This is a genomic window from Faecalimonas umbilicata (assembly GCF_004346095.1).
Classification (GTDB): Bacteria; Bacillota; Clostridia; order Lachnospirales; family Lachnospiraceae; genus Faecalimonas; species Faecalimonas umbilicata.
In genome coordinates this window covers 61,482-82,605 of record NZ_SLZV01000009.1, presented here as the reverse complement: position 1 = coordinate 82,605, position 21,124 = coordinate 61,482, and the positions used below count along the sequence as shown (strand labels likewise).

The following is a 21,124-nucleotide window of genomic DNA, read 5'->3' as shown; positions in this document are numbered from 1 at the left end:
CTGATACAAATCATGTATTAGGAACGTCCAAATAATAAGGAGGTCACACAAGATGAACGATATTATTAAGAAAATTGAAGCTGAGCAGTTAAAGGCAGAAGTACCTGAATTTAACGTAGGTGATACTGTAAAAGTATACGCAAAAATTAAAGAAGGTAACCGTGAAAGAATCCAGGTTTTTGAAGGAACAGTTCTGAAGAAACAGGGTGGAAGCACAAGAGCAACATTTACAGTTAGAAAGAACTCTAACGGAATCGGTGTTGAGAAAACTTGGCCATTACACTCACCAAACGTAGAGAGAGTAGAAGTTGTTCGCAGAGGTAAAGTAAGAAGAGCGAAACTGAACTACTTAAGAGACCGCGTTGGTAAGAAAGCAAAAGTAAAAGAATTAGTAAAATAGTAACAAGAGGAAGGGACAAAGTACGGAATGTATGTTGTCCCTTTTATTCTATCATCAGGAAAGACAGACACAGAGGTGCGAATGAAAAGATACGGAATCAGAAGAAGCAGGAAGAGAGAATATATAAAGAAAATCCGCAATGGTCTGGTATGGAGTATGCAGATCGCGATTGTATGTATCATCGCCTTTGTGCTTGTATGGTACTGGGGACAGCGAGTCAGCAATATTGGCGATTCGATGAATCCGGTGCTGCATAATGGGGATATTGTGCTTGTCAACCGACTGATTTATGACACAAGCACACCGAAGCGGAATGATATTATTGTGTTCCGGCCAAATGGGAATGAAAATGCCCATGCTTCGATCAAGCGCATTGTAGGACTTCCCGGGGAAACGATCCAATTGCAGGACAATGCTGTTTATATTAATGGAGAGAAGTTAAAAGAGGATTTTCAGACAACAGAGATCAGAGATGCGGGGATTGCCGGGGAAGAGCTGGTGCTTGGAGGCGATGAGTATTTTGTACTTGGAGATAACCGGGCGGCGAGTGAAGATAGCAGAGAGGCGGATATCGGTACAGTGAAACGCTCTGAGATAGAAGGGAAAGCATGGTTTGTCATGTTGCCGACACAACATTTTGGATTGATAAAAGACTGATAGAAAGATAGAGGTAAAAGAGATGCATTTTCAATGGTATCCGGGTCATATGACGAAAGCAAAACGTATGATGCAGGAAAATATAAAATTGATCGATCTTGTGATCGAATTGGTTGATGCCAGAATTCCGGTGAGCAGCCGGAATCCAGACATTGATGAGCTTGGGAAAAATAAGGCGAGGCTGATTCTTTTGAATAAGTCAGACCTTGCGGAAGAAAAACAGAATGATGCCTGGGCAGAATACTTTAAGGAAAAAGGATTTTCAGTTGTAAAAGTAAACTCCAAAAGAGGAGGCGGAATCAAGTCGATCCAAGGCGTAATTCAGGAGGCATGTAAAGAAAAGATTGAGCGTGACAGAAAGCGCGGTATCTTAAATCGTCCGGTGCGGGCAATGGTTGTCGGGATTCCCAATGTCGGAAAGTCGACATTTATCAATGCGCTTGCAGGCAAAGCATGTGCGAAGACTGGAAATAAGCCAGGGGTCACAAAAGGAAAACAGTGGATCCGTCTTAATAAAAACGTAGAACTTCTCGATACACCGGGAATTCTCTGGCCAAAATTTGAAGATCAGACAGTGGGACTTCGGCTTGCGTTTATCGGTTCGATCAAGGATGAGATTTTAAATACAGAAGAACTTGCGATGGAGATGATCACTTTTCTGACAGAGAAATATCCGGGTGTTCTGGAAGAAAAATATAGCATAGAGATCAGTGAAGACTCCTATGAGTGTCTCAGAAGAATTGCAGAAAGCAGACATTGTCTTGTGAAAGGAAATGAACTTGACACAAATAAGGCCGCAATCCTGCTGATCGACGACTTTCGGAGTGGAAAGCTTGGAAGGATCACGCTGGAATTTCCGGAAGACTATGAGTAGAAAAGCGGAAGGAAGAAGGCGGTAAGAAATGAAAAGCGATGAAGAAAAGTATTTAGCAGAAGAAAAAAATATTTTTAAGGAACTTCTTGGCTGGCTGGTATATATACTGATTATTTTTGGTCTGACGTATCTTGTGATTACATTTGTCGGACAGCGTACGCGTGTTACCGGTTCCTCGATGGAAACGACCTTGAGTGATGGTGACAATCTCATTGTGGACAAAATCTCTTATCGGTTCCGGGATCCGGAGCGGTATGACATTATTGTCTTTCCGTATCAGTATCAGGAAAATACATACTATATTAAGCGGATTATCGGAATGCCGGGGGAAACCATACAGATTATCAATGGGGAAGTCTACATTGACGGAGAGATACTCGGTGAGGAGTATGGAGCAGAAGTGATGCAGGATGCAGGGATCGCCGAAGTGCCGGTAACACTTGGAGAAGAAGAATATTTTGTACTGGGTGACAACCGGAACCACAGCATGGACAGCAGAGATTCCAGAGTTGGTATTTTAAAGAGAGAAGATCTTGTTGGAAGAGCGTGGGTACGGATCTGGCCATTTTCAGAGTTTGGAGTGATAAAACATGAGTAAGAGCATTCGGGAAATACAGCAGGAATTTTCTCGGGCAGATGACTGTGAAAGAAAGGTACTGTATGAACAGTATGCAGATGATCCGAGGGCAGGCGTGACTGCTCTGATCGCAAAATACAAAAAGCAGGAAGAAAAGCTTGCGGCGGAGATTGCCCGCATTGAGGCAATGAAATCTTATGAGAACAAATACCGGGACGCAGCGTTTATCTGCGGGATCGATGAAGTTGGAAGAGGTCCGCTTGCAGGTCCGGTCGTGGCAGGGGCTGTGATTCTTCCAAAAGACAGCCAGATTCTTTATCTTAACGATTCCAAAAAATTGACGGAGAAGCGCAGGGAAGAACTCTATGAGGTGATCATGCGGGAGGCAATAGCTGTTGGGATTGGAATTGTAAGTCCTGCACGGATTGACGAGATCAATATTCTTCAGGCAACGTATGAGGCAATGCGGGAGGCTGTAGGGAAGCTTTGTGTGGAGCCGAATGTCCTTTTAAATGATGCGGTTACAATTCCGATGATCCCTCCGCATATTGTTCAGGTGCCCATCATCAAAGGAGATGCCAAAAGTGTTTCGATTGCCGCGGCAAGTATTGTGGCGAAGGTGACAAGAGACCGGCTGATGACAGAATATGAGGAGGTACTCCCTGGATATGGATTTGCATCGAACAAAGGGTATGGCTCGTCAGAGCATATCGCAGCATTGAAAAAATACGGACCGACACCGATCCATCGTCGTAGTTTTATCCACAATTTCATCTAAAGAGAGGAAAGCATTTTATGGAGAATCAGCGACAGATCGGAAGGGAGTATGAGAAAATGGCAGCAGAGTATCTGGAAGCATGTGGTTTTCAGATACTTTCCTGTAATTATCGGTGCAGATACGGGGAGATTGACCTAATTGCGAAGGACGGAGAGGTGCTTGTATTCTGTGAGGTTAAGTACCGCTCGGATACGAGAAAAGGAGAACCGGCGGAGGCAGTCGGAATCAAGAAGCAGCAAACAATCTACAAATGTGCGGCAGCATACTTGCAGGAGTATGGGATAGGAGAAATGCCCTGTCGCTTCGATGTGATCAGCATTTTAGGACGGGAGATTTGTCTGATCCGGGATGCATTTTGAGAACCAGGATAAATATGGTGCACAGATGTTTGACGAAAAATAAAGGGAGGAGAGAGTATTGGAGAATCGTTGGAAGAAAACAGACGAAAGAAACGTATTGGAAGTAAAAGAAAAAGCGGGAGTAACCTATCTGTCCTACCCGCTTTTAGAACATACGAAGTGTGTGAGACACGCATTTTCTACAAGACTTGGAGGAGTCAGTGAGGGAATCTATGCCTCGATGAACTTAAGTTTTTCCCGGGGAGATGATCCGGAAGCTGTGCGGGAGAATTTTTACCGAATGGCAGAAGTGCTTGAGATTTCGCCAGAGCAGTATGTCTTTTCTGCGCAGACACATACAACGAATGTGCGGAAAGTAACAAAAGACGATGCAGGAAAAGGATTTTTATTTCCGCAGGCATGTGTTACGGGATGCGCAGGAGGGCTTAAGGATGTGGATGGGCTTGTGACAAATGAGCCCGGACTTTGCCTTGCTACTTTTTATGCAGACTGTGTGCCGCTTTTTTTCGTGGATCCGGTAAAAAAAGCGATTGGGCTCAGCCATTCTGGATGGAGGGGTACGGTTGGAAAGATCGGAAAAGTGACGGTGGAGAAAATGACAGAACTGTATGGAACAGATCCAAAGGATGTTGTCGCGGCAGTCGGACCGTCGATTTGTCAGGATTGCTATGAGGTCAGCAAAGATGTTGTTGAGCAGTTTCGGGAAAATTATGATGAGAAATACTGGGAAAAATTATTTTATGAAAAAGAAAACGGGAAATACCAGTTAAATCTCTGGGAGGCAAATCGCATTGTGCTGCAGGAGGCAGGAATCCCGCAGGAGCAGATTGCAGTGACTAATATCTGTACTTGCTGCAACAGTGAACTCCTGTTTTCGCATCGGGCATCACAGGGGAAGAGAGGAAACCTTGGGGCATTTCTTATGTTAGAATAAACAGTGGAAGATAAAGTAAATTTACAGCGCGAAAGAGGAGGTCATCTATGGACATGGAAACAGCAGCAGAAAATGTAGAAGAAGCAGCAAAAGATGTAAACCGGTTGGTCGAATATGTCAATTCTCAGATTCCGAACATCATTAATTTTGGTCTGAAAGTAGTGTTGTCATTGATCTGCTTTTTTATCGGAAGAAAGCTGATCCGGTGGGTACAGAAATTAGTCAGAGCATCTTTAAATCGGGCAAACGTAGATAAAGGGGTAGAGCAGTTTGTAGATTCAATGTTAAAAGTGGTGCTTTATTGTATTCTGATCTTTAGTCTTGTGGCAAATTTCGGAGTAGATACGACATCGATCGCAGCGCTCTTTGCTTCCGGAGGTGTTGCTATCGGTCTGGCGCTCCAAGGAAGTCTTTCAAACTTTGCGGGAGGAGTTTTGATCCTTCTTTTGAAACCGTTTGTAGTGGGAGATTATATTATTGAAAGTGGAACTGGAAATGAAGGAACGGTAAAGGAAATTCAAATTTTCTATACAAAGTTATCAACGGTTGACAATCGGATGATCGTTATTCCAAACGGTGCGCTGTCTAATAATAGTCTGACAAATGTGACAGCAAAAGAGAAGAGACGCTTGGAGATTAAAGTAGGTATTTCCTACGAGTCAGATTTGCGGAAGGCAAAGGAAGTGATCGAATCTCTTCTTCTTGAAGATGAGAGTATTTTAAAAGATGAAGAAATCATAGTGTATGTTGATGAACTGGCAGAAAGTTCTGTTGTGATCGGGTCAAAGTCCTGGGTGAAAACCGATGATTATTGGCCGACCAGATGGAGATTGTTGGAGGAAATCAAACTGACGATGGATGAACAGGGGATCAACATTCCTTATCCGCAAATGGATGTTCATATTCAAAAAGAAAGCTAATAGAAAAGCAGTATAAGAAAGGCGGCAAAAAGTTCCCAATCTCTTCCACTTTTTGCCGTTTTTTAATAAAAAAACTTGACTTTTCAGAAAATTTTTATTATACTATAGTTCGTAGCAACTTGCAGAGAAAAGTAAGTTTGCAGAAAATAAATATAATATATCATATCGTGCTGAAATAGCTCAGTCGGTAGAGCACTTCACTCGTAATGAAGGGGTCGTCGGTTCAAGTCCGATTTTCAGCTGAATGGCAGGCAGATATAGGTGAGAGTCTATATCTGCTTTTTTATTACAGAACAAAACGAAAGAGGGAGTGAGGGAAATGAAACAAATGTGGAAAAAATTGTTTACACCGACAGACATGACAGAAGGAACACCATGGAAAAAGATTGTCCTGTTTACGATTCCAATGTTGATCGGAAATATTGCGCAGCAATTATACAATACGGTGGATAGTATTATTGTGGGACGCTATGTCGGAGATAATGCTCTGGCAGCCGTGGGAAGTGCCAGCCCGATTTTGAACTTGCTGATCGTACTGTTTATTGGAATTTCAGTTGGGGTGAGTATTATGGTTGCCCAGTATTTTGGAGCGAAAGAAAGGGAAGAATTATCATCTACGATCGGAGGATGTGTGACGCTGACAGCGATTGTTGCAATAGCTCTGATGATCGTTTCTCCATTTGTCGTGCGACCGATGTTGGAAATGCTCCACACACCGGCAAGCATTATCGACTGGTGTACTTCCTATCTGATTATTATGATGGTCGGGATTGCAGGCATGGCTTATTATAATATATTAAGTGGTGTGCTGAGGGGTCTTGGAGATTCTGTGTCGGCACTCGTTTATCTGCTTGTTGCAACGGTATTGAATATTGGTCTGGATCTTTTATTTGTTGCAGTGTTTGATATGGGAGTAGCGGGGGTTGCCCTCGCGACAGTGATCGCTCAGTTTGTCTCTGCGGTACTTTGCTTATGGAAATTAATGCATATGAAGGAAATTTTTGAGTTTAGAAAACATCACTTAAAAATGAGCAGAGAACATACGGCACAGATTATCCGCCTGGGACTTCCTTCCGGATTGACACAGGCAATTTTTTCAATGGCAATGATTATTGTGCAGTCATTGACAAATAGTTTCGGGGAGATGTTCATTGCAGCAAATGTAATCATTATGCGTGTTGATGGGTTTGCGATGATGCCAAACTTTTCTTTTGGAACAGCGATGACGACTTATGCCGGACAGAATGCAGGAGCAAAACAATATGATAGAATCAACCGGGGAGCAAAGCAGGGAACTCTGATTGCAATGGGAGTATCGGCGGCTATTACCGGGCTGATTTTAATCTTTGGGAAATATCTGATGGGGATTTTTACAGAGACTGAGGAGCTTGTTGACCTCAGCATGCGGATGATGCGTATTCTTGCGGTTGGATATATTGCGATGGGGGCAACTCAGTGCTTGTCCGGAGTGATGCGTGGGGCAGGTGATACGATGACGCCGATGTGGATCTCGCTTGTGACGACAGTGCTGATCCGTGTACCGGTTGCCTATGGAATTTCCTGGATCACAAGAACACCAGAATTGCCAAATGGACGGTCTGAGTGCGTTTTCATTTCGTTGCTTTGCTCTTGGGTGCTGGGTGCGTTGATTACATTTTACTTTTACAAACGTGGAAAATGGAAGAAAAAAGCATTGGGAAGTATGGAGAAATAACAAAAATATCCAATGATGTTTGAAAAAAAGAGGGAACTTTCTCGAAAGGCGAGAGGTTCCCTCTTTTTCGTCTTGAAAAGGGGCTCTTTGCAATAGTAGTGATCAAGAGTGGCGTTTTCCGAGGTATAGCTTTTCAAGCAGGTTGATGCAGGCATATAGGAACATTGCGAGAATGCAAAGGAGGACGATAGCCATCAGGAGCCAGTCGAGCTTAAAGACCTGGCTGGAGTAAATGATCAAGTAACCAAGCCCGTTTCGTGCTGCAAGGAATTCTCCGATGATCACTCCGACGAGGCAGAGTCCGATGTTGACCTTCATATTGCTGATGATTGCCGGAATGGAGTGAGGGATTACAACTTTTGTGAGAGCGTGGAATTTGGTACCGTGCAGCGTATAGATGAGTTTGATTTTCTCTTGATCGACAGTATGAAAGCTTGTATATAGGCTTAAAATACTTCCAAAGATTGCAACAGACATTCCAGAGACAATGATCGTTGTTTGAGTGGCGCCGAGCCATACGATCAGAAGGGGTGCCAGTGCAGATTTTGGAAGGCTGTTCAGCACGACAAGGTAAGGTTCCATAATCTCGGAAAGCTTCGGACTGAACCAGAGAAGAACGGCACAGAGCAGAGCAATGAAGATAACAAGAAGGAAGCTTACGATTGTCTCATATACGGTGACACCAACGTGGAGGAAGATGCTTCGATCGCACACCATATTCCAGAAGCAGCGGACAATTTTTGAAGGACTGCTGAAGATAAACGAGTCGATCAGTCCGGTTGCAGAGGAAATCTCCCAGAGGATAAAAAAGAGAAGCAAGATCAGAACCCGGAAGACAGAGACGATGGTCCGGTGCTTCTGTCTGCCTTTTAAAAATTCCTGTTGTTTTACGGACATCTCATTCACTTCCATTTAGTTCCCTCCAGACAAGATTGAAATATGTTTTAAATTCCGGTGTATTTCTGCGAAGAAGAGGAGTATCTTCCTGCATATCAAAGTGAAGCGGGATCGTCTGTTGAATAGAGGCGGGACGGGCAGAAAGGACGATGACGCGATCTCCAAGGCTGACTGCTTCTGATAAGTCGTGAGTGACAAGAATCGCTGTCTTTTTTTCTTTTCGGATAATTTGTCCGATATCATCTCCAACCGTCAGACGAGTCTGATAATCCAGAGCAGAGAATGGTTCGTCGAGAAGGAGAAGATCTGGATCAAGGACCAGTGTGCGGATAAGGGCAGCGCGCTGCCGCATACCTCCGGAGAGCTCAGAAGGTTTTGCTTTGGCAAAGTTTTGCAGTCCATAAGTGGCTAGCAGTTCGTTTGCTTTCTCTTTTGTATGGTTGTTCAATTTGTGCTGGATCTCCAGGCCAAGGATGATATTCCGATAGATGGAGCGCCACTCAAACAGGTGATCTTTCTGAAGCATATACCCAATGTTGGCATTGCGCAGCTCTACGGATTTTCCATGGATCAGAATCTGCCCTTCCTCCGGTTGGAGCAGCCCTGCGATCAGTGATAAGAGTGTGGATTTTCCGCAGCCAGATGGACCGACGATAGCAATAAATTCTCCTTTTTTTACCGAAAAGGAGATGTGGCTTAAAGCAGGTGTCTCGCCATCCAGCGTGTGGTAGGCATAACTGACATTTTGAAATTCTAATATAGTTTCCATAAAAGCCTCCAGTCTGTTTCTATCCAATTTATGCAAAAGAAAGAAAATGGTGCGGCGATAGAGCAATCAGAAAAACGCGGATTGTTTTTTTTGATCAGTTGTGTATAATATCAGCAGGAGAAATAAAAGAAAAAGGGCAAAGGGTGAAGAAAATGAAAGAAAGAACAGATGGTGGGAGGATGAATCAAAAGGAAGAAAACCGGAAGATATCGGGGCAGCCAAAGAGAAATTATCAGAAAGAGTTGGAGAACTTGTTAAAACAGTTTGAAAAAGATGGCAGAGTCCCATCTTTGTTACTTCATAGCTGTTGTGCACCTTGTAGTAGTTATGTGCTGGAGTATTTGTCTCAGTATTTTCATATTACAGTGTTCTATTACAATCCGAATATTTATCCGGATACCGAATATGACAAGCGGGTACAGGAACAAAAGGAACTGATTGAGAAACTCCCGGCGAAATATCCAATCTCTTTTCTGGCGGGAGAATATGATAAACAGCTGTTTTATGATGCGGTAAAAGGGATGGAGAGAGAAAAAGAAGGCGGCAGGCGATGTTTTCGCTGCTATGAACTGAGACTTTTGGAGGCGGCAAGGGAAGCGAAAAAGGGCAATTTTGATTATTTTACAACGACACTTAGTATCAGCCCGATGAAAAATGCTGCAAAGTTAAATGAAATTGGAGAGCGGATCGGGGAAGAGATAGGGGTTCCTTATCTTCTGTCTGATTTTAAGAAGAAGAATGGATACCGGCGCTCGGTGGAATTATCGGGATTGTATGGACTTTACCGGCAGGATTACTGTGGCTGTATCTTCTCGAAACAAGAGCGAGAAGCTCAGAAGAAAGAAATGCTAAAAAGTGAAAATAGGTAAAAAATCCTAAAAGAGAAAGAAAAAATATGTAAAAAGAGAAGATAATATTGGAAAATTATACAAAAATATGATAGACTATGAAAAATAAGCAACAGAAAAGAGGAACAGATATGGCACAATTGTGGGGAGGACGATTTACAAAAGAAACAGATCAGATGGTATATCAGTTCAATGCATCGATTTCTTTTGACAAAAGGTTTTATGCACAGGATATTAGAGGCAGCATCGCGCATGTGATGATGTTGGCAAAGCAAGGGATTCTGACAGAAGAAGAACAACGGAAAATGATTTCCGGTCTGGAAGGAATTTTAAGGGATATAGAAGACGGTTCTCTTGCGATTTCAGAGAAATATGAAGATATTCATAGTTTTGTGGAGGCGACTTTGATCGAGCGGATCGGAGAACCTGGCAAGAAATTACATACTGGAAGAAGCAGAAATGATCAGGTTGCCCTCGATATGAAGCTTTATATCAGAGATGAAGTGTATGCGACGGATCATCTTTTGAAGGAGTTGTTAGAGGTACTGCTTGGAATCATGGAAGAACATATCGATACGTTCATGCCGGGATTTACCCATCTGCAGAAAGCACAGCCAATCACACTGGCACACCATATGGGTGCTTATTTTGAGATGTTTAAGCGAGATCGAGCCCGCATGAAGGATGTTTACCGGAGAATGAATTACTGTCCGCTTGGCTCCGGAGCTCTGGCTGGTACCACATATCCGTTGGATAGAGAGTATACAGCGGAACTGTTAGGGTTTGCAGGTGCCACATGGAACAGTATGGATTCTGTGGCAGACAGAGATTATCTGATTGAATTTTTAGCCGCACTGTCTACGGTTATGATGCATTTAAGCCGCTTTTCAGAGGAGGTTATTATTTGGAACAGCAATGAGTATCAGTTTGTTGAAATTGATGATGCATACAGTACCGGAAGCAGCATTATGCCGCAGAAGAAGAATCCGGATATTGCAGAACTTGTTCGTGGAAAGACAGGACGTGTTTACGGAGCATTGATGTCACTTCTTGTGACAATGAAGGGATTGCCGCTTGCTTATAATAAGGATATGCAGGAAGACAAAGAGCTTGCTTTTGATGCGATCGATACGGCAAAGGGGTGTCTGATGTTGTTTACAGATATGCTCCGCACGATGAGATTTCAGAAGGAACAGATGGAAAGAAGCGCGAAAAACGGATTTACCAATGCGACAGATGCAGCAGATTATCTTGTAGGACATGGCGTAGCATTTCGGGATGCACATGGGATTGTCGGACAGCTTGTGTTAAGCTGCATTGAGAAGGGAATTTCATTGGAAGAGATGAGTTTGGAAGAATATCAGAGGATTTCCCCGGTATTTCAGGAAGATATTTATGATGCGATCAGTCTGAAGACTTGTGTGGAGAAGCGCAAGACATTTGGTGCACCGGGGCGGGAAGCGATGGAGCAGGTGATTTCTCTGCAGAAGCGATATTTGTCCCAGTCGGATACGTTTTCCGCACAGGATTGATAAATATAATGGTTTAGTAAAGAGAGGAAAGAAAGATGGAGAGAAAATTAAGAGTAGGAATTCTTGGAGCAACGGGGATGGTAGGACAGAGATTTATTTCTCTTTTGGAAAATCATCCATGGTTTGAAGTAGTGACAGTGGCAGCCAGCCCAAGATCAGAAGGGAAAACGTATGAGGAGGCGGTTGGAGACCGCTGGAAGATGCAGACACCGATGCCGGAGGCAGTGAAAAGTTTAGTAGTCATGAATGTCAATGAAGTAGAGAAAGTTGCAGCGGGTGTTGATTTTGTATTCAGCGCAGTGGATATGTCCAAGGAAGAGATCAAGGCAATCGAGGAAGCTTATGCAAAGACTGAGACACCGGTTGTATCAAATAACAGTGCGCACCGCTGGACAAAAGATGTGCCGATGGTGATCCCGGAGATCAATCCGGAACACTTTGAGATCATTGAAGCGCAGAAAGCACGGCTCGGAACAGAGAGAGGATTTGTGGCAGTAAAGCCAAACTGTTCTATCCAGAGTTATGCACCGGTGCTGACTGCATGGAAGGAATTTGAGCCGACAGAGGTTGTGGCGACGACTTATCAGGCAATTTCAGGTGCGGGAAAGACATTTGCAGAGTGGCCGGAGATGGTGGAGAACATCATTCCATTTATCGGTGGAGAAGAAGAGAAAAGTGAGCAGGAGCCACTTAGAATCTGGGGACAGATCAAAGATGGTGAGATTGTAAAAGCAAGCAGTCCTGTTATTACAACACAGTGCATCCGTGTTCCGGTTCTGGATGGACATACAGCTGCAGTGTTTGTGAAATTTGCAAAGAAGCCAACAAAAGAACAGTTGATTGAAAAGCTTGTAACATTCCGTGGTCTGCCGCAGGAGTTAGAGCTTCCAAGTGCGCCAAAGCAGTTTATCCAGTATCTTGAGGAAGATAACCGCCCGCAGGTGAACTTGGATGTAGATTTTGAGAAGGGAATGGGAATCTCAGTTGGACGTTTAAGAGAAGATACCGTGTACGATTATAAGTTTGTCGGACTTTCCCATAATACAGTCAGAGGTGCAGCAGGAGGCGCTGTGCTCTGTGCAGAAACACTGACTGCAAAAGGATATATCAAGGCAAAATAGAAAGGAAAAGAGAGAAGGGGAACCGCAGTTTTGCAGAACCTCTTTTTTCTCTTTCTGGAGGAGTTTGGGGCAGGGTATGGAAATGAAATAAGAAATTTGTTATACTGAAAATTGATAAAGAGAGATTGGAACTGCGAAAAGAGGAAGGTGTTCAAATGAGAAAAGAACTATTGAATTACACACAGAACAGAGAATTGTCCTGGCTCCGATTCAATGAGCGCGTGCTTCAGGAAGCACAGGATCCGACAGTGCCGCTTTTGGAGCGGATGAAGTTTGTCGCAATCTTTACGAGCAATTTGGATGAGTTTTTTATGATCCGGGTAGGAAGTCTCTATGATATGGGAATGATGGGAGAAAATCATATTGACGATAAGACCGGATGGAGTGCAAGGCAGCAGTTGGACAAAATCTATACGGCGGTTGCACCGCTCTACAAAGAGCGGGAGAAGACATACGCGGAGATCAAGAAACAGTTAAGTCCGTATGGAATCTGTGGGTTGTCTTTCAAGGAGCTGGAACAGCAAGAGAAGAAGTTTGTAAAAAAATATTTCAGAGAGCAGATCCTTCCGCTTTTGTCACCTCAGATCGTAGATCCAAACCACCCATTTCCACATCTTTTGAACAATGAAATATATGTGACGGCAACCTTGAAGGAGAATGGCAGATCGTTACTTGGAATTGTACCGGTACCGCAGTTTATTTCTGATATCTTATATCTTCCCGGACATGACATTCGATATATTCGCATGGAAAAAGTGATCATGGAGTATTTGGAACTGATTTTTAGTCAGTATGAGATCTCGGATCGAAATTATATCTGTGTGACAAGGAATGCAGACATTTCTCCGGATGATGAAGCGTTTGATATCAATGATGATTTTCGTTACCGGATGAAAAAGACATTACATAAGCGGAGAAGAATGGCGGTTGTCCGTCTTGAAGTGGCAGAGAGTCTCAGTAAAGAGCGGGAACAGTATTTTTGCAGTAAATTTAACATTACGCCGAAACAGATTTTTCGTACAAAAGTGCCGATGAAGCTCGGGTTTATGTTCTCAGTGATCGATAAGGCGCCAGATTCTATGAAACGTGCACTGACGTATGAGCCATTTTCTCCGCAGATGGCGAAGATGGTGGAAGAAGGCAGTATGATGAAGCAGATTCGAAGAAAAGATATTCTGCTCTCTTATCCATATGAGAGTATGGAACCGTTTCTCCGTCTGATCAAAGAGGCGTCCGCGGATCCGAATGTCATGACGATTAAGATTACGATTTACCGCCTTGCACGAAAGACAAGGTTAGTAGAGTATCTGTGTGCAGCAGCAGAGAACGGAAAAGAAGTGACAGTGCTGATCGAACTGCGGGCAAGATTTGATGAGCAGAATAACATCGACTGGTCTGAAAGGCTTGAGGAGGCGGGATGCCGGGTGATTTATGGATTTGAGGGATACAAAGTACACTCTAAAATCTGTCTGATCACCTACCGCCATCGGAATGAGATACAGTATATCACTCAGATTGGGACGGGAAATTATAACGAGAAGACAGCGGAGATGTATACGGACGTCTCTCTGATGACATCCAGTCGGAGTATCGGGGAAGATGCAGCTGAATTCTTTAAAAATATGTCAATCAGTAATCTTGACGGAAGATATGAAGAACTGATCGTGGCGCCGACAAGTTTAAAACAGAAGATTCTCCTGTTGATCGATAGGGAGATCGCAAAGGGGACAAATGGCAGGATTGTCATGAAGATGAATTCGGTAACCGATATGGATTTCATTGAGAAAATTGCCGAGGCTTCCAGAGCGGGAGTCAGAATCGATCTGATCGTAAGGGGGATTTGCTGTATTCTACCGGGGATTGAAGGGGAAACAGAAAATTTACGAGTGATCAGTATTGTCGGGCGCTACCTGGAGCATGCCAGAATTTTTAGTTTCGGGGTCCGGGAGGAGCAAAAGATCTACATTGGTTCCGCGGACATGATGACAAGAAATACAGAAAAGCGGGTAGAAGTTGCATGTCCGGTCTATGATCCGATAGTGAAACGGCAACTAAACCATCTTTTGAAGGTCATGCTGTCGGACAATGTGAAGGCCCGTATCCTGACAAGTGACGGGACATATAAAAAGAAAGAAATGAGAGAGCGTGAGGTGAATGCGCAGGAAGTATTTATGCGGGAGGCGCTTCAGGAAAGACCGTCAGAAAAGAGGCGAGAGCCAAAAGTGATCCGAAGATTTCTTGAAATTTTTCATAAAAAATAAGCAGAGCAGAGAGGAAGAAGAACGATGAGTATAGAGAAAACAGTATTTGGAACAACAAAACAAGGGAACAGTGTTTCACTTTACACAATTTCCAATCAGCATGGGACAAAGATTGCGGTGACTGATCTTGGAGCGACATTAGTAAAGGTGATCGTCAAAGATAAAAATGGAACTCCAAAAGATGTTGTGCTTGGATATGATACGCCACAGAAATATGAAGAGGCAAGTAAGTTTTTTGGGGCAATTGTCGGGAGATGTGCGAACCGGATCGGGGGAGCTTCTTTTGAGCTGAATGGAAAGACTTATACTCTTGCACAAAATAATAATGGTAATAATCTGCACAGTGGGATGGATTTCTTCAATGTCCGTATCTGGGATGTGATAAAAGAGGACAACAATCAACTTACATTTGCGCTGGAGAGCAGAGACGGAGATCAAGGATATCCAGGAACAGTGAAAATCGAAGTGACATATACACTGACTGAAGATGACACGGTGAAAATTGAGTACTACGCTGTGCCGGATCAGGACACGATTCTGAATATGACAAACCACAGTTACTTTAATCTTGACGGACATGAGAAAAAGGATGTGCTTGCCCAGCGTGTCTGGATTGATGCAGATACATTTACGAGAGCAGATGCAGAATCGATCCCGACCGGAGAGATCGTTCCGGTGGAAGGAACACCGATGGATTTTCGTTCCGGCAAGATGATCGGCGAAGAGATTGAAAGCGATTATGAGGCAATTCGGCTTGGAAATGGATATGATCACAACTGGGTACTGAACCATCCGGGTACTTACCGTAAGGTGGCAGAGATGGAAGGAGCAGAAAGTGGTATTGGAATGGAAGTGTGGACGGATCTTCCGGGTATGCAGTTTTACACTGCTAATTTTGTGGAACATGAAGAAGGAAAAGAGGGAATTTGCTATGGAAAGAGAAGCGGTGCATGTTTTGAGACGCAGTATTTTCCGGATGCGATCCACAAAGAGCACTTTGAAGGTCCAGTCTGCAAAGCCGGCAGCACATATCATACAACAACGGCATATCATTTTACAGTAAAGTAGGTACACATGGGAAAATCAGTATATATTGCGGAGAAGCCAAGCGTCGCACAGGAATTTGCAAAGGCATTAAAATTGAATACAAGACGAAAAGACGGATATCTGGAGGCGGACAGTGCAATCGTAACATGGTGTGTTGGACATCTTGTCACGATGAGTTATCCCGAAGTATATGATGCGAAGTTGAAGAGATGGAGGCTGGATACGCTTCCATTCCTTCCAAAGGAATTTAAGTATGAAGTCATTCCGGCGGTTGCAAAGCAGTTTCAGATTGTAAAGGAACAGCTGACAAGAGAAGATGTGGATACCATCTATGTATGTACCGACTCCGGACGAGAAGGAGAATATATTTACCGTCTGGTAGAGCAGATGGCAGGAGTGAAAGGAAAAGTGAGGAAGCGTGTCTGGATCGATTCCCAGACAGAGGAGGAAATTCTTCGCGGGATCCAGGAGGCAAAGCCACTGGAAGATTATGATAATCTGAGTGCATCTGCTTATCTGCGGGCAAAAGAAGATTATTTGATGGGAATTAATTTTTCGAGATTACTGACACTAAAGTATGGAAACAGCATCTCGAATTACTTGCAAACCAACTATACAGTGCTTTCGGTTGGACGAGTGATGACATGTGTTCTTGGCATGATCGTCCGGAGAGAAAGGGAAATCCGCGAGTTTGTCAAGACACCGTTTTTTCGTGTAATCTCTACGGTTGATGTGGAAGGACAGACATTTGAAGGTGAGTGGAGGGCAGTCAAAGGATCACGGTATTTTGAATCGTTTGACCTCTACAAGGAAAATGGGTTTCAGAAGAGAGAGAAGGCCGAGGAGCTGATCGCTTATTTGAGTCAGCCGCTTCCGCTCACTTGTGAGATCCTCTCCATCGAAAAGAAAAAGGAGAAGAAAAATCCGCCGCTGTTGTTCAACTTGGCAGAGCTTCAAAATGAATGTTCCAAACGGTTTAAAATCAGCCCGGATGAGACACTCCGGATTGTACAGGAACTCTATGAAAAAAAACTGGTTACATATCCGAGAACTGATGCGCGTGTGCTGTCGACTGCGGTTGCAAAAGAGATTCATAAAAATCTGAATGGTCTTTCCAAATATGAGATGGCAGGACCGTTTCTATCTGATATTTTACGGTTTGGAAGTCACAAAGGGCTAGAGAAAACCCGCTATGTCAATGACAAGCAGATTACAGATCACTATGCGATCATTCCAACCGGACAAGGACTTCCTGCATTGCAGGCGGTAGCACCGACTGCCAGACAGGTATATGATCTGATTGTCAGACGATTTTTAAGCATCTTTTATCCGCCGGCGGTATATCAGAAAGTAAGTATTGTGACCAAGCGGAAGGAAGAACAGTTTTTCTCTTCTTTTAAAGTACTTGCAGAAGAAGGGTATCTGAAAGTAACTGGTGTGCCGGGGACAAAAAAAGGGGAGGATGCAGGCGAGGACAATGAAAATCAAGATGAAGGTCTATTTTCTCTTGTACAGAAACTGCGGAAAGGGATGCAGTTAAATGTGCAAGGGTTTCAGATTAAAGAGGGGGAGACATCTCCTCCGAAACGATATAATTCTGGTTCGATCATCCTTGCGATGGAAAATGCCGGGCAGCTGATTGAAGATGAGGAACTGCGTGCGCAGATAAAAGGAAGCGGTATTGGCACAAGTGCGACGAGGGCAGAAATTTTAAAGAAGTTGATACATATTAAGTATCTCGCGCTGAATAAGAAGACACAGATCATCACTCCGACGCTTCTTGGGGAGATGGTGTTTGATGTAGTTGGACATTCGATCCGCTCTCTTTTAAATCCTGAGTTGACAGCGAGCTGGGAGAAAGGCTTGAACTATGTGGCAGAGGGAGAGATTACCCCGGAGGAATATATGGTGAAGCTGGAACGGTTCGTACAGAATCATACAAATGGGGTATTGGGATTGAATAATCAATATCAGCTGCGCGCCTGCTATGACAGGGCTGCTGGATTTTATCAGAAACCGAAAATGACAGCAAAGAAAGATGTTCATTTCAAACAGAGGCATGGGAAACCAGATTAGAAGATGGAAAGGAAAGAAGATATGGAGCAGATGACAGTAACAGAATTGTATACATTGAAAGAAACTATTGCCAGTGAGATTTTTGCGGGAGTGACATATCCGTGGGAAGTGCTTCCAAAGATTGGAGCATTTATCGTGAAACTTGGCAGCACATTGCCAGAGACGGAATATGAGAAGATAGGAGAGGATATCTGGGTTGCAAAATCAGCAAAGGTTGCAGCAACTGCAAGTATTCATGGTCCGGCGATCATCGGAAAAGAGGCGGAGATCAGACATTGTGCATTTATCCGGGGAAATGCTATCGTGGGAGAAGGAGCTGTTGTGGGAAATTCCACAGAGTTAAAAAATGTAATTTTATTCAATAAAGTACAGGTACCGCATTATAATTATGTCGGCGATTCAATTCTTGGATACAAATCTCATATGGGAGCCGGGGCAGTGACATCAAATGTAAAGTCAGATAAATCACTTGTGAAAGTGAAAGTCGGAGAGAAGACGGTTGAGACTGGATTGAAAAAATTCGGGGCAATGCTGGGGGACGAGGTGGAAGTCGGCTGCGGAAGTGTGCTGAATCCAGGAAGTGTGATTGGAAGTCATACAAACATTTATCCTCTTTCCATGGTGCGCGGAGTGATTCCAGCGGGAAGTATTTACAAAAAACAAGGCGAGATTGTCGCAAAACAGTAAGGGGCTTCCTAAATAGAGAAAAATTGTGTATAATAAAGCTGAAACACGATTGAAAAAGCTGTGGCTTGTGTAGAAGAAAGAGAAAAAGTCTAAATAAAAGGAGGACGCTTATGTTACAGGATGATTATGTTACATTTGAGATTGGAAAGGCAAAACATATTGCATTAGTTGCACATGATGGAAAGAAAAAAGAGCTGGTAGAGTGGTGCGATAAGAATAAAGAGATTTTAAAAGGACATTTTCTCTGTGGAACAGGGACGACATCCCGGTTGATCGCTGAAAAAACAGGACTTCCGGTTAAAGGATATAACAGCGGACCGCTTGGCGGAGATCAGCAGATCGGTGCAAAAATCGTTGAGGGAAATATTGATTTTATGATCTTTTTGTGGGATCCGTTAGAAGCGCAGCCACATGATCCAGACGTGAAGGCACTTTTGCGTATCGCAGTCGTATATGATATTCCGATTGCAAACAATCTGGCGACGGCAGACTTTATGTTGCATTCAAAATATATGAATGAACCATATGATCGAAAAGTAGAGAATTTTAATAAGACGGTGCAGGAGAGAGTAGAGAAGCTGAAATAGCAGGGGAAATCCCTGCTATTTTAGCTATCTCATATCCTGCTTATGGGGACTGGCAGTACAGAGAAAATCAATAAGAATGAAAGGAAGAAACATGGAACAAAACAATAAAAATTATCTAGAATATCTTGCAGAATTATATCCGACAATTGGAAAGGCATCCACAGAGATTATCAATCTCCAGTCGATTTTAAACCTTCCAAAAGGAACTGAACATTTTATATCAGATATTCACGGAGAGTTTGAGGCATTTTCACATGTGCTGCGCAATGGCTCAGGAGCGGTTAGAAAGAAGATTGATGATGTGTTTGGCCATACACTGAGTACGGCAGAAAAGTGTGCGATGGCAACTTTGATCTATTATCCGGCAGAAAAGATTGCTGAGATCAAAAAAACAGAGCCAGATATGGAGAACTGGTACAAGATCACATTGTATCGATTGATTGAAATATGCAAGACAGTCTCCTCAAAATATACAAGATCAAAAGTGAGAAAAGCACTTCCGGCGGACTATGCATATGTCATTGAAGAACTGATCACAGAGAAATCAGAGGTGCTGAATAAAGGTGCGTACTATGAATCAATCGTCACAACGATACTGGAGATTGGAAAGGCAGAAGATTTTATCATTGTGATGTCAGAGCTGATCCAAAGACTTGTGATCGATCATCTGCATATTATTGGCGATATTTTTGACAGAGGACCTGCACCGGATAAAATTCTGGACTGTCTTATGACGTATCACTCGTTTGATATCCAGTGGGGAAACCATGATATCCTTTGGATGGGAGCGGCTGCGGGAAATGTAGCATGTATTGCGACGGTGATCCGAATCTGCCTCCGTTATGGCAATCTAGATCTTCTGGAAGATGGATATGGTATTAATTTGCTTCCGTTAGCTGCATTTGCAATGGAAATCTATGGGGAAGACCCCTGTGTATGTTTCGCTGTGAAAGGGAGAGAGGGAAAAACAGATTCCTCCTCTCTGTTAGAGAGAAGAATGCACAAAGCGATTACGATAATTCAGTTTAAACTGGAGGAAATGCTGCTGAGGGAGCATCCTGATTTTGATATGGAAGACCGATGTTTTCTTGAGACACTCGATAAGAAGAATGGAACTGTGATCATACAGGGAAAAGAATATCGGTTAAAAGACAAGAGCTTTCCCACGATTTCTGAAGAAGCACCATATCGTTTAAGCAAAGGTGAACAGGAAATCATGGAGAAACTAAAAACAGCGTTTCAAAACTGTGAGAAACTGCAAAGACATGTCAAGTTGCTTTTAAAGAACGGAAGTCTTTACAAGGTGTATAATCACAATCTGCTCTATCATGGGTGTATTCCGCTGGAAGAAGACGGCAGCTTTGAGAAGGTCAATATTTTTGGAACATTTTATCAGGGGAGAAAGCTTTACGATGTGCTTGAAATGTATGTAAGAAAAGCTTTTGTTGCCTTGGAAGAAGGTGAGCGAAAGAAGGGACAGGATATTTTATGGTATCTCTGGAGTGGACCGAAATCTCCGTTGTTTGGAAGGAGCAAGATGGCTACATTTGAAAGGTATCTGATTGCAGATCCGGAAGCACATTTGGAAAAGAAGAATGCATATTATCGATTTTTAGAAGAGAGCAGTACTGCTGAGCGGATTCTGGAAGCATTTGGTCTTGAGGGGGAAGATGCACATATTATCAACGGGCATGTGCCGGTGCATCAGAGCTCAGGGGAGAGTCCTGTAAAATGTGGTGGGAAGGTATTGATCATTGACGGCGGATTTTCAAAGGCATACCACAAGGAGACCGGAATTGCGGGGTATACTTTAATCTATAATTCTTATGGAATGACACTGACAGCACATGAACCGTTTGAATCGGCAGAGACGGCGATCCATGAAGAGAAAGATATCGTTTCTAGACAGGTGGCAGTAAAATATACAGACAGGCGTCAGCTTGTCGGGGATACTGACAATGGGAACAAGATGAAAGAGAGAATTGCAGAATTAAAAGAGCTGATCCGGGCTTACAGGGAAGGAGAACTCAAAGAGAAAGAACGGTAGGAACAGTCATAAATCTTTCACACAATGCTTACAATGGTA

Annotated in this window: 20 protein-coding genes and 1 tRNA gene; 19 read left to right on the top strand and 2 right to left on the bottom strand. The window is 43.3% G+C overall.

The genetic code is table 11. From position 1 onward, the window contains the following. The first annotated feature begins 52 nt into the window (after window positions 1-52). The 10 genes from rplS to EDD74_RS05870 all read left to right on the top strand — a co-directional run bounded on the left by rplS (window position 53) and on the right by EDD74_RS05870 (window position 7,213). Window positions 53-400 (top strand): 50S ribosomal protein L19, encoded by a 348-nt coding sequence (gene rplS / locus EDD74_RS05915; protein WP_008975244.1) that lies wholly within the window; start codon window positions 53-55, stop codon window positions 398-400. A 27-nt stretch (window positions 401-427) separates the two neighbouring features. Then, the gene (gene lepB, locus EDD74_RS05910; RefSeq protein WP_116442321.1) at window positions 428-1,057 is read left to right on the top strand and encodes a signal peptidase I; all 630 of its coding nucleotides are present in this window, start codon (window positions 428-430) and stop codon (window positions 1,055-1,057) included. 22 nt (window positions 1,058-1,079) lie between these two features. After that, window positions 1,080-1,931, top strand: a complete 852-nt coding sequence (ylqF, locus tag EDD74_RS05905) for a ribosome biogenesis GTPase YlqF (protein WP_008975246.1) — start codon at window positions 1,080-1,082, stop codon at window positions 1,929-1,931. Between the two features lie 28 nt (window positions 1,932-1,959). Beyond that, a complete protein-coding gene (gene lepB / locus EDD74_RS05900; RefSeq protein WP_016440655.1) occupies window positions 1,960-2,529 on the top strand; it encodes a signal peptidase I in 570 nt (189 codons plus the stop codon). Then, window positions 2,522-3,286, top strand: a complete 765-nt coding sequence (locus EDD74_RS05895; protein WP_008975248.1) for a ribonuclease HII — start codon at window positions 2,522-2,524, stop codon at window positions 3,284-3,286. The genes lepB (EDD74_RS05900) and EDD74_RS05895 overlap by 8 nt, the downstream gene beginning before the upstream one ends. Window positions 3,287-3,303: 17 nt before the next feature. Beyond that, a complete protein-coding gene (locus EDD74_RS05890) occupies window positions 3,304-3,645 on the top strand; it encodes a YraN family protein (RefSeq protein WP_116442320.1) in 342 nt (113 codons plus the stop codon). A 58-nt stretch (window positions 3,646-3,703) separates the two neighbouring features. Continuing rightward, window positions 3,704-4,579: a peptidoglycan editing factor PgeF gene (gene pgeF / locus EDD74_RS05885; protein WP_008975250.1), complete on the top strand. Its 876-nt coding sequence runs from the start codon at window positions 3,704-3,706 to the stop codon at window positions 4,577-4,579. A 47-nt stretch (window positions 4,580-4,626) separates the two neighbouring features. Next, the gene (locus EDD74_RS05880) at window positions 4,627-5,499 is read left to right on the top strand and encodes a mechanosensitive ion channel family protein (protein ID WP_008975251.1); all 873 of its coding nucleotides are present in this window, start codon (window positions 4,627-4,629) and stop codon (window positions 5,497-5,499) included. A gap of 169 nt (window positions 5,500-5,668) precedes the next feature. Next, window positions 5,669-5,741 (top strand) — tRNA-Thr (locus tag EDD74_RS05875). A gap of 77 nt (window positions 5,742-5,818) precedes the next feature. Further along, window positions 5,819-7,213, top strand: a complete 1,395-nt coding sequence (locus tag EDD74_RS05870; protein WP_016440653.1) for an MATE family efflux transporter — start codon at window positions 5,819-5,821, stop codon at window positions 7,211-7,213. Window positions 7,214-7,315: 102 nt separating this feature from the next. Here EDD74_RS05870 and EDD74_RS05865 read toward each other — a convergent pair whose 3' ends face one another. Next, window positions 7,316-8,125: an ABC transporter permease gene (locus EDD74_RS05865; RefSeq protein WP_016440652.1), complete on the bottom strand. Its 810-nt coding sequence runs from the start codon at window positions 8,123-8,125 to the stop codon at window positions 7,316-7,318. Then, on the bottom strand, window positions 8,112-8,879 hold the full coding sequence (locus EDD74_RS05860) for an ABC transporter ATP-binding protein (RefSeq protein ID WP_116442319.1): 768 nt from the start codon (window positions 8,877-8,879) through the stop codon (window positions 8,112-8,114). The genes EDD74_RS05865 and EDD74_RS05860 overlap by 14 nt, the downstream gene beginning before the upstream one ends. A gap of 179 nt (window positions 8,880-9,058) precedes the next feature. On the opposite strand from EDD74_RS05860, the gene EDD74_RS05855 reads away from it, so the two are divergent. From EDD74_RS05855 to EDD74_RS05815, 9 genes are all read left to right on the top strand, one after another. Further along, entirely contained in the window at window positions 9,059-9,748 is a 690-nt protein-coding gene (locus tag EDD74_RS05855; RefSeq protein WP_008975255.1) for an epoxyqueuosine reductase QueH, read from the top strand. Between the two features lie 110 nt (window positions 9,749-9,858). Next, window positions 9,859-11,259, top strand: a complete 1,401-nt coding sequence (gene argH / locus EDD74_RS05850; protein ID WP_009262082.1) for an argininosuccinate lyase — start codon at window positions 9,859-9,861, stop codon at window positions 11,257-11,259. A gap of 35 nt (window positions 11,260-11,294) precedes the next feature. After that, window positions 11,295-12,380, top strand: a complete 1,086-nt coding sequence (asd, locus tag EDD74_RS05845; RefSeq protein ID WP_116442318.1) for an aspartate-semialdehyde dehydrogenase — start codon at window positions 11,295-11,297, stop codon at window positions 12,378-12,380. Between the two features lie 155 nt (window positions 12,381-12,535). After that, on the top strand, window positions 12,536-14,641 hold the full coding sequence (gene ppk1, locus EDD74_RS05840; protein ID WP_116442317.1) for a polyphosphate kinase 1: 2,106 nt from the start codon (window positions 12,536-12,538) through the stop codon (window positions 14,639-14,641). A 24-nt stretch (window positions 14,642-14,665) separates the two neighbouring features. Continuing rightward, window positions 14,666-15,709 (top strand): aldose epimerase family protein, encoded by a 1,044-nt coding sequence (locus tag EDD74_RS05835; RefSeq protein ID WP_009262079.1) that lies wholly within the window; start codon window positions 14,666-14,668, stop codon window positions 15,707-15,709. A gap of 6 nt (window positions 15,710-15,715) precedes the next feature. Then, on the top strand, window positions 15,716-17,764 hold the full coding sequence (locus EDD74_RS05830) for a DNA topoisomerase (RefSeq protein ID WP_116442316.1): 2,049 nt from the start codon (window positions 15,716-15,718) through the stop codon (window positions 17,762-17,764). A 21-nt stretch (window positions 17,765-17,785) separates the two neighbouring features. Continuing rightward, the gene (locus tag EDD74_RS05825) at window positions 17,786-18,451 is read left to right on the top strand and encodes an LbetaH domain-containing protein (RefSeq protein ID WP_116442524.1); all 666 of its coding nucleotides are present in this window, start codon (window positions 17,786-17,788) and stop codon (window positions 18,449-18,451) included. 110 nt (window positions 18,452-18,561) lie between these two features. Continuing rightward, window positions 18,562-19,038 carry a methylglyoxal synthase gene (locus EDD74_RS05820; RefSeq protein ID WP_008975262.1) on the top strand — a complete coding sequence of 159 codons (477 nt, stop codon included), beginning with the start codon at window positions 18,562-18,564 and terminating at the stop codon, window positions 19,036-19,038. 91 nt (window positions 19,039-19,129) lie between these two features. Beyond that, entirely contained in the window at window positions 19,130-21,085 is a 1,956-nt protein-coding gene (locus EDD74_RS05815; RefSeq protein WP_116442315.1) for a fructose-1,6-bisphosphatase, read from the top strand. The last annotated feature ends 39 nt before the right edge of the window (window positions 21,086-21,124 follow it).

Excerpts from the sequence above, each read along its gene's own strand:
- ppk1 (WP_116442317.1), top strand. The coding sequence starts at position 12,536 with ATGAGAAAAGAACTATTGAATTACACACAGAACAGAGAATTGTCCTGG.
- EDD74_RS05880 (WP_008975251.1), top strand. The coding sequence starts at position 4,627 with ATGGACATGGAAACAGCAGCAGAAAATGTAGAAGAAGCAGCAAAAGAT.
- EDD74_RS05830 (WP_116442316.1), top strand. The coding sequence starts at position 15,716 with ATGGGAAAATCAGTATATATTGCGGAGAAGCCAAGCGTCGCACAGGAA.
- EDD74_RS05865 (WP_016440652.1), bottom strand. The coding sequence starts at position 8,125 with ATGGAAGTGAATGAGATGTCCGTAAAACAACAGGAATTTTTAAAAGGC.
- EDD74_RS05895 (WP_008975248.1), top strand. The coding sequence starts at position 2,522 with ATGAGTAAGAGCATTCGGGAAATACAGCAGGAATTTTCTCGGGCAGAT.
- EDD74_RS05855 (WP_008975255.1), top strand. The coding sequence starts at position 9,059 with ATGAATCAAAAGGAAGAAAACCGGAAGATATCGGGGCAGCCAAAGAGA.
- EDD74_RS05860 (WP_116442319.1), bottom strand. The coding sequence starts at position 8,879 with ATGGAAACTATATTAGAATTTCAAAATGTCAGTTATGCCTACCACACG.
- asd (WP_116442318.1), top strand. The coding sequence starts at position 11,295 with ATGGAGAGAAAATTAAGAGTAGGAATTCTTGGAGCAACGGGGATGGTA.
- EDD74_RS05820 (WP_008975262.1), top strand. The coding sequence starts at position 18,562 with ATGTTACAGGATGATTATGTTACATTTGAGATTGGAAAGGCAAAACAT.
- lepB (WP_116442321.1), top strand. The coding sequence starts at position 428 with ATGTATGTTGTCCCTTTTATTCTATCATCAGGAAAGACAGACACAGAG.
- EDD74_RS05870 (WP_016440653.1), top strand. The coding sequence starts at position 5,819 with ATGAAACAAATGTGGAAAAAATTGTTTACACCGACAGACATGACAGAA.
- argH (WP_009262082.1), top strand. The coding sequence starts at position 9,859 with ATGGCACAATTGTGGGGAGGACGATTTACAAAAGAAACAGATCAGATG.
- EDD74_RS05835 (WP_009262079.1), top strand. The coding sequence starts at position 14,666 with ATGAGTATAGAGAAAACAGTATTTGGAACAACAAAACAAGGGAACAGT.
- EDD74_RS05825 (WP_116442524.1), top strand. The coding sequence starts at position 17,786 with ATGGAGCAGATGACAGTAACAGAATTGTATACATTGAAAGAAACTATT.
- EDD74_RS05890 (WP_116442320.1), top strand. The coding sequence starts at position 3,304 with ATGGAGAATCAGCGACAGATCGGAAGGGAGTATGAGAAAATGGCAGCA.
- EDD74_RS05815 (WP_116442315.1), top strand. The coding sequence starts at position 19,130 with ATGGAACAAAACAATAAAAATTATCTAGAATATCTTGCAGAATTATAT.
- ylqF (WP_008975246.1), top strand. The coding sequence starts at position 1,080 with ATGCATTTTCAATGGTATCCGGGTCATATGACGAAAGCAAAACGTATG.
- rplS (WP_008975244.1), top strand. The coding sequence starts at position 53 with ATGAACGATATTATTAAGAAAATTGAAGCTGAGCAGTTAAAGGCAGAA.
- lepB (WP_016440655.1), top strand. The coding sequence starts at position 1,960 with ATGAAAAGCGATGAAGAAAAGTATTTAGCAGAAGAAAAAAATATTTTT.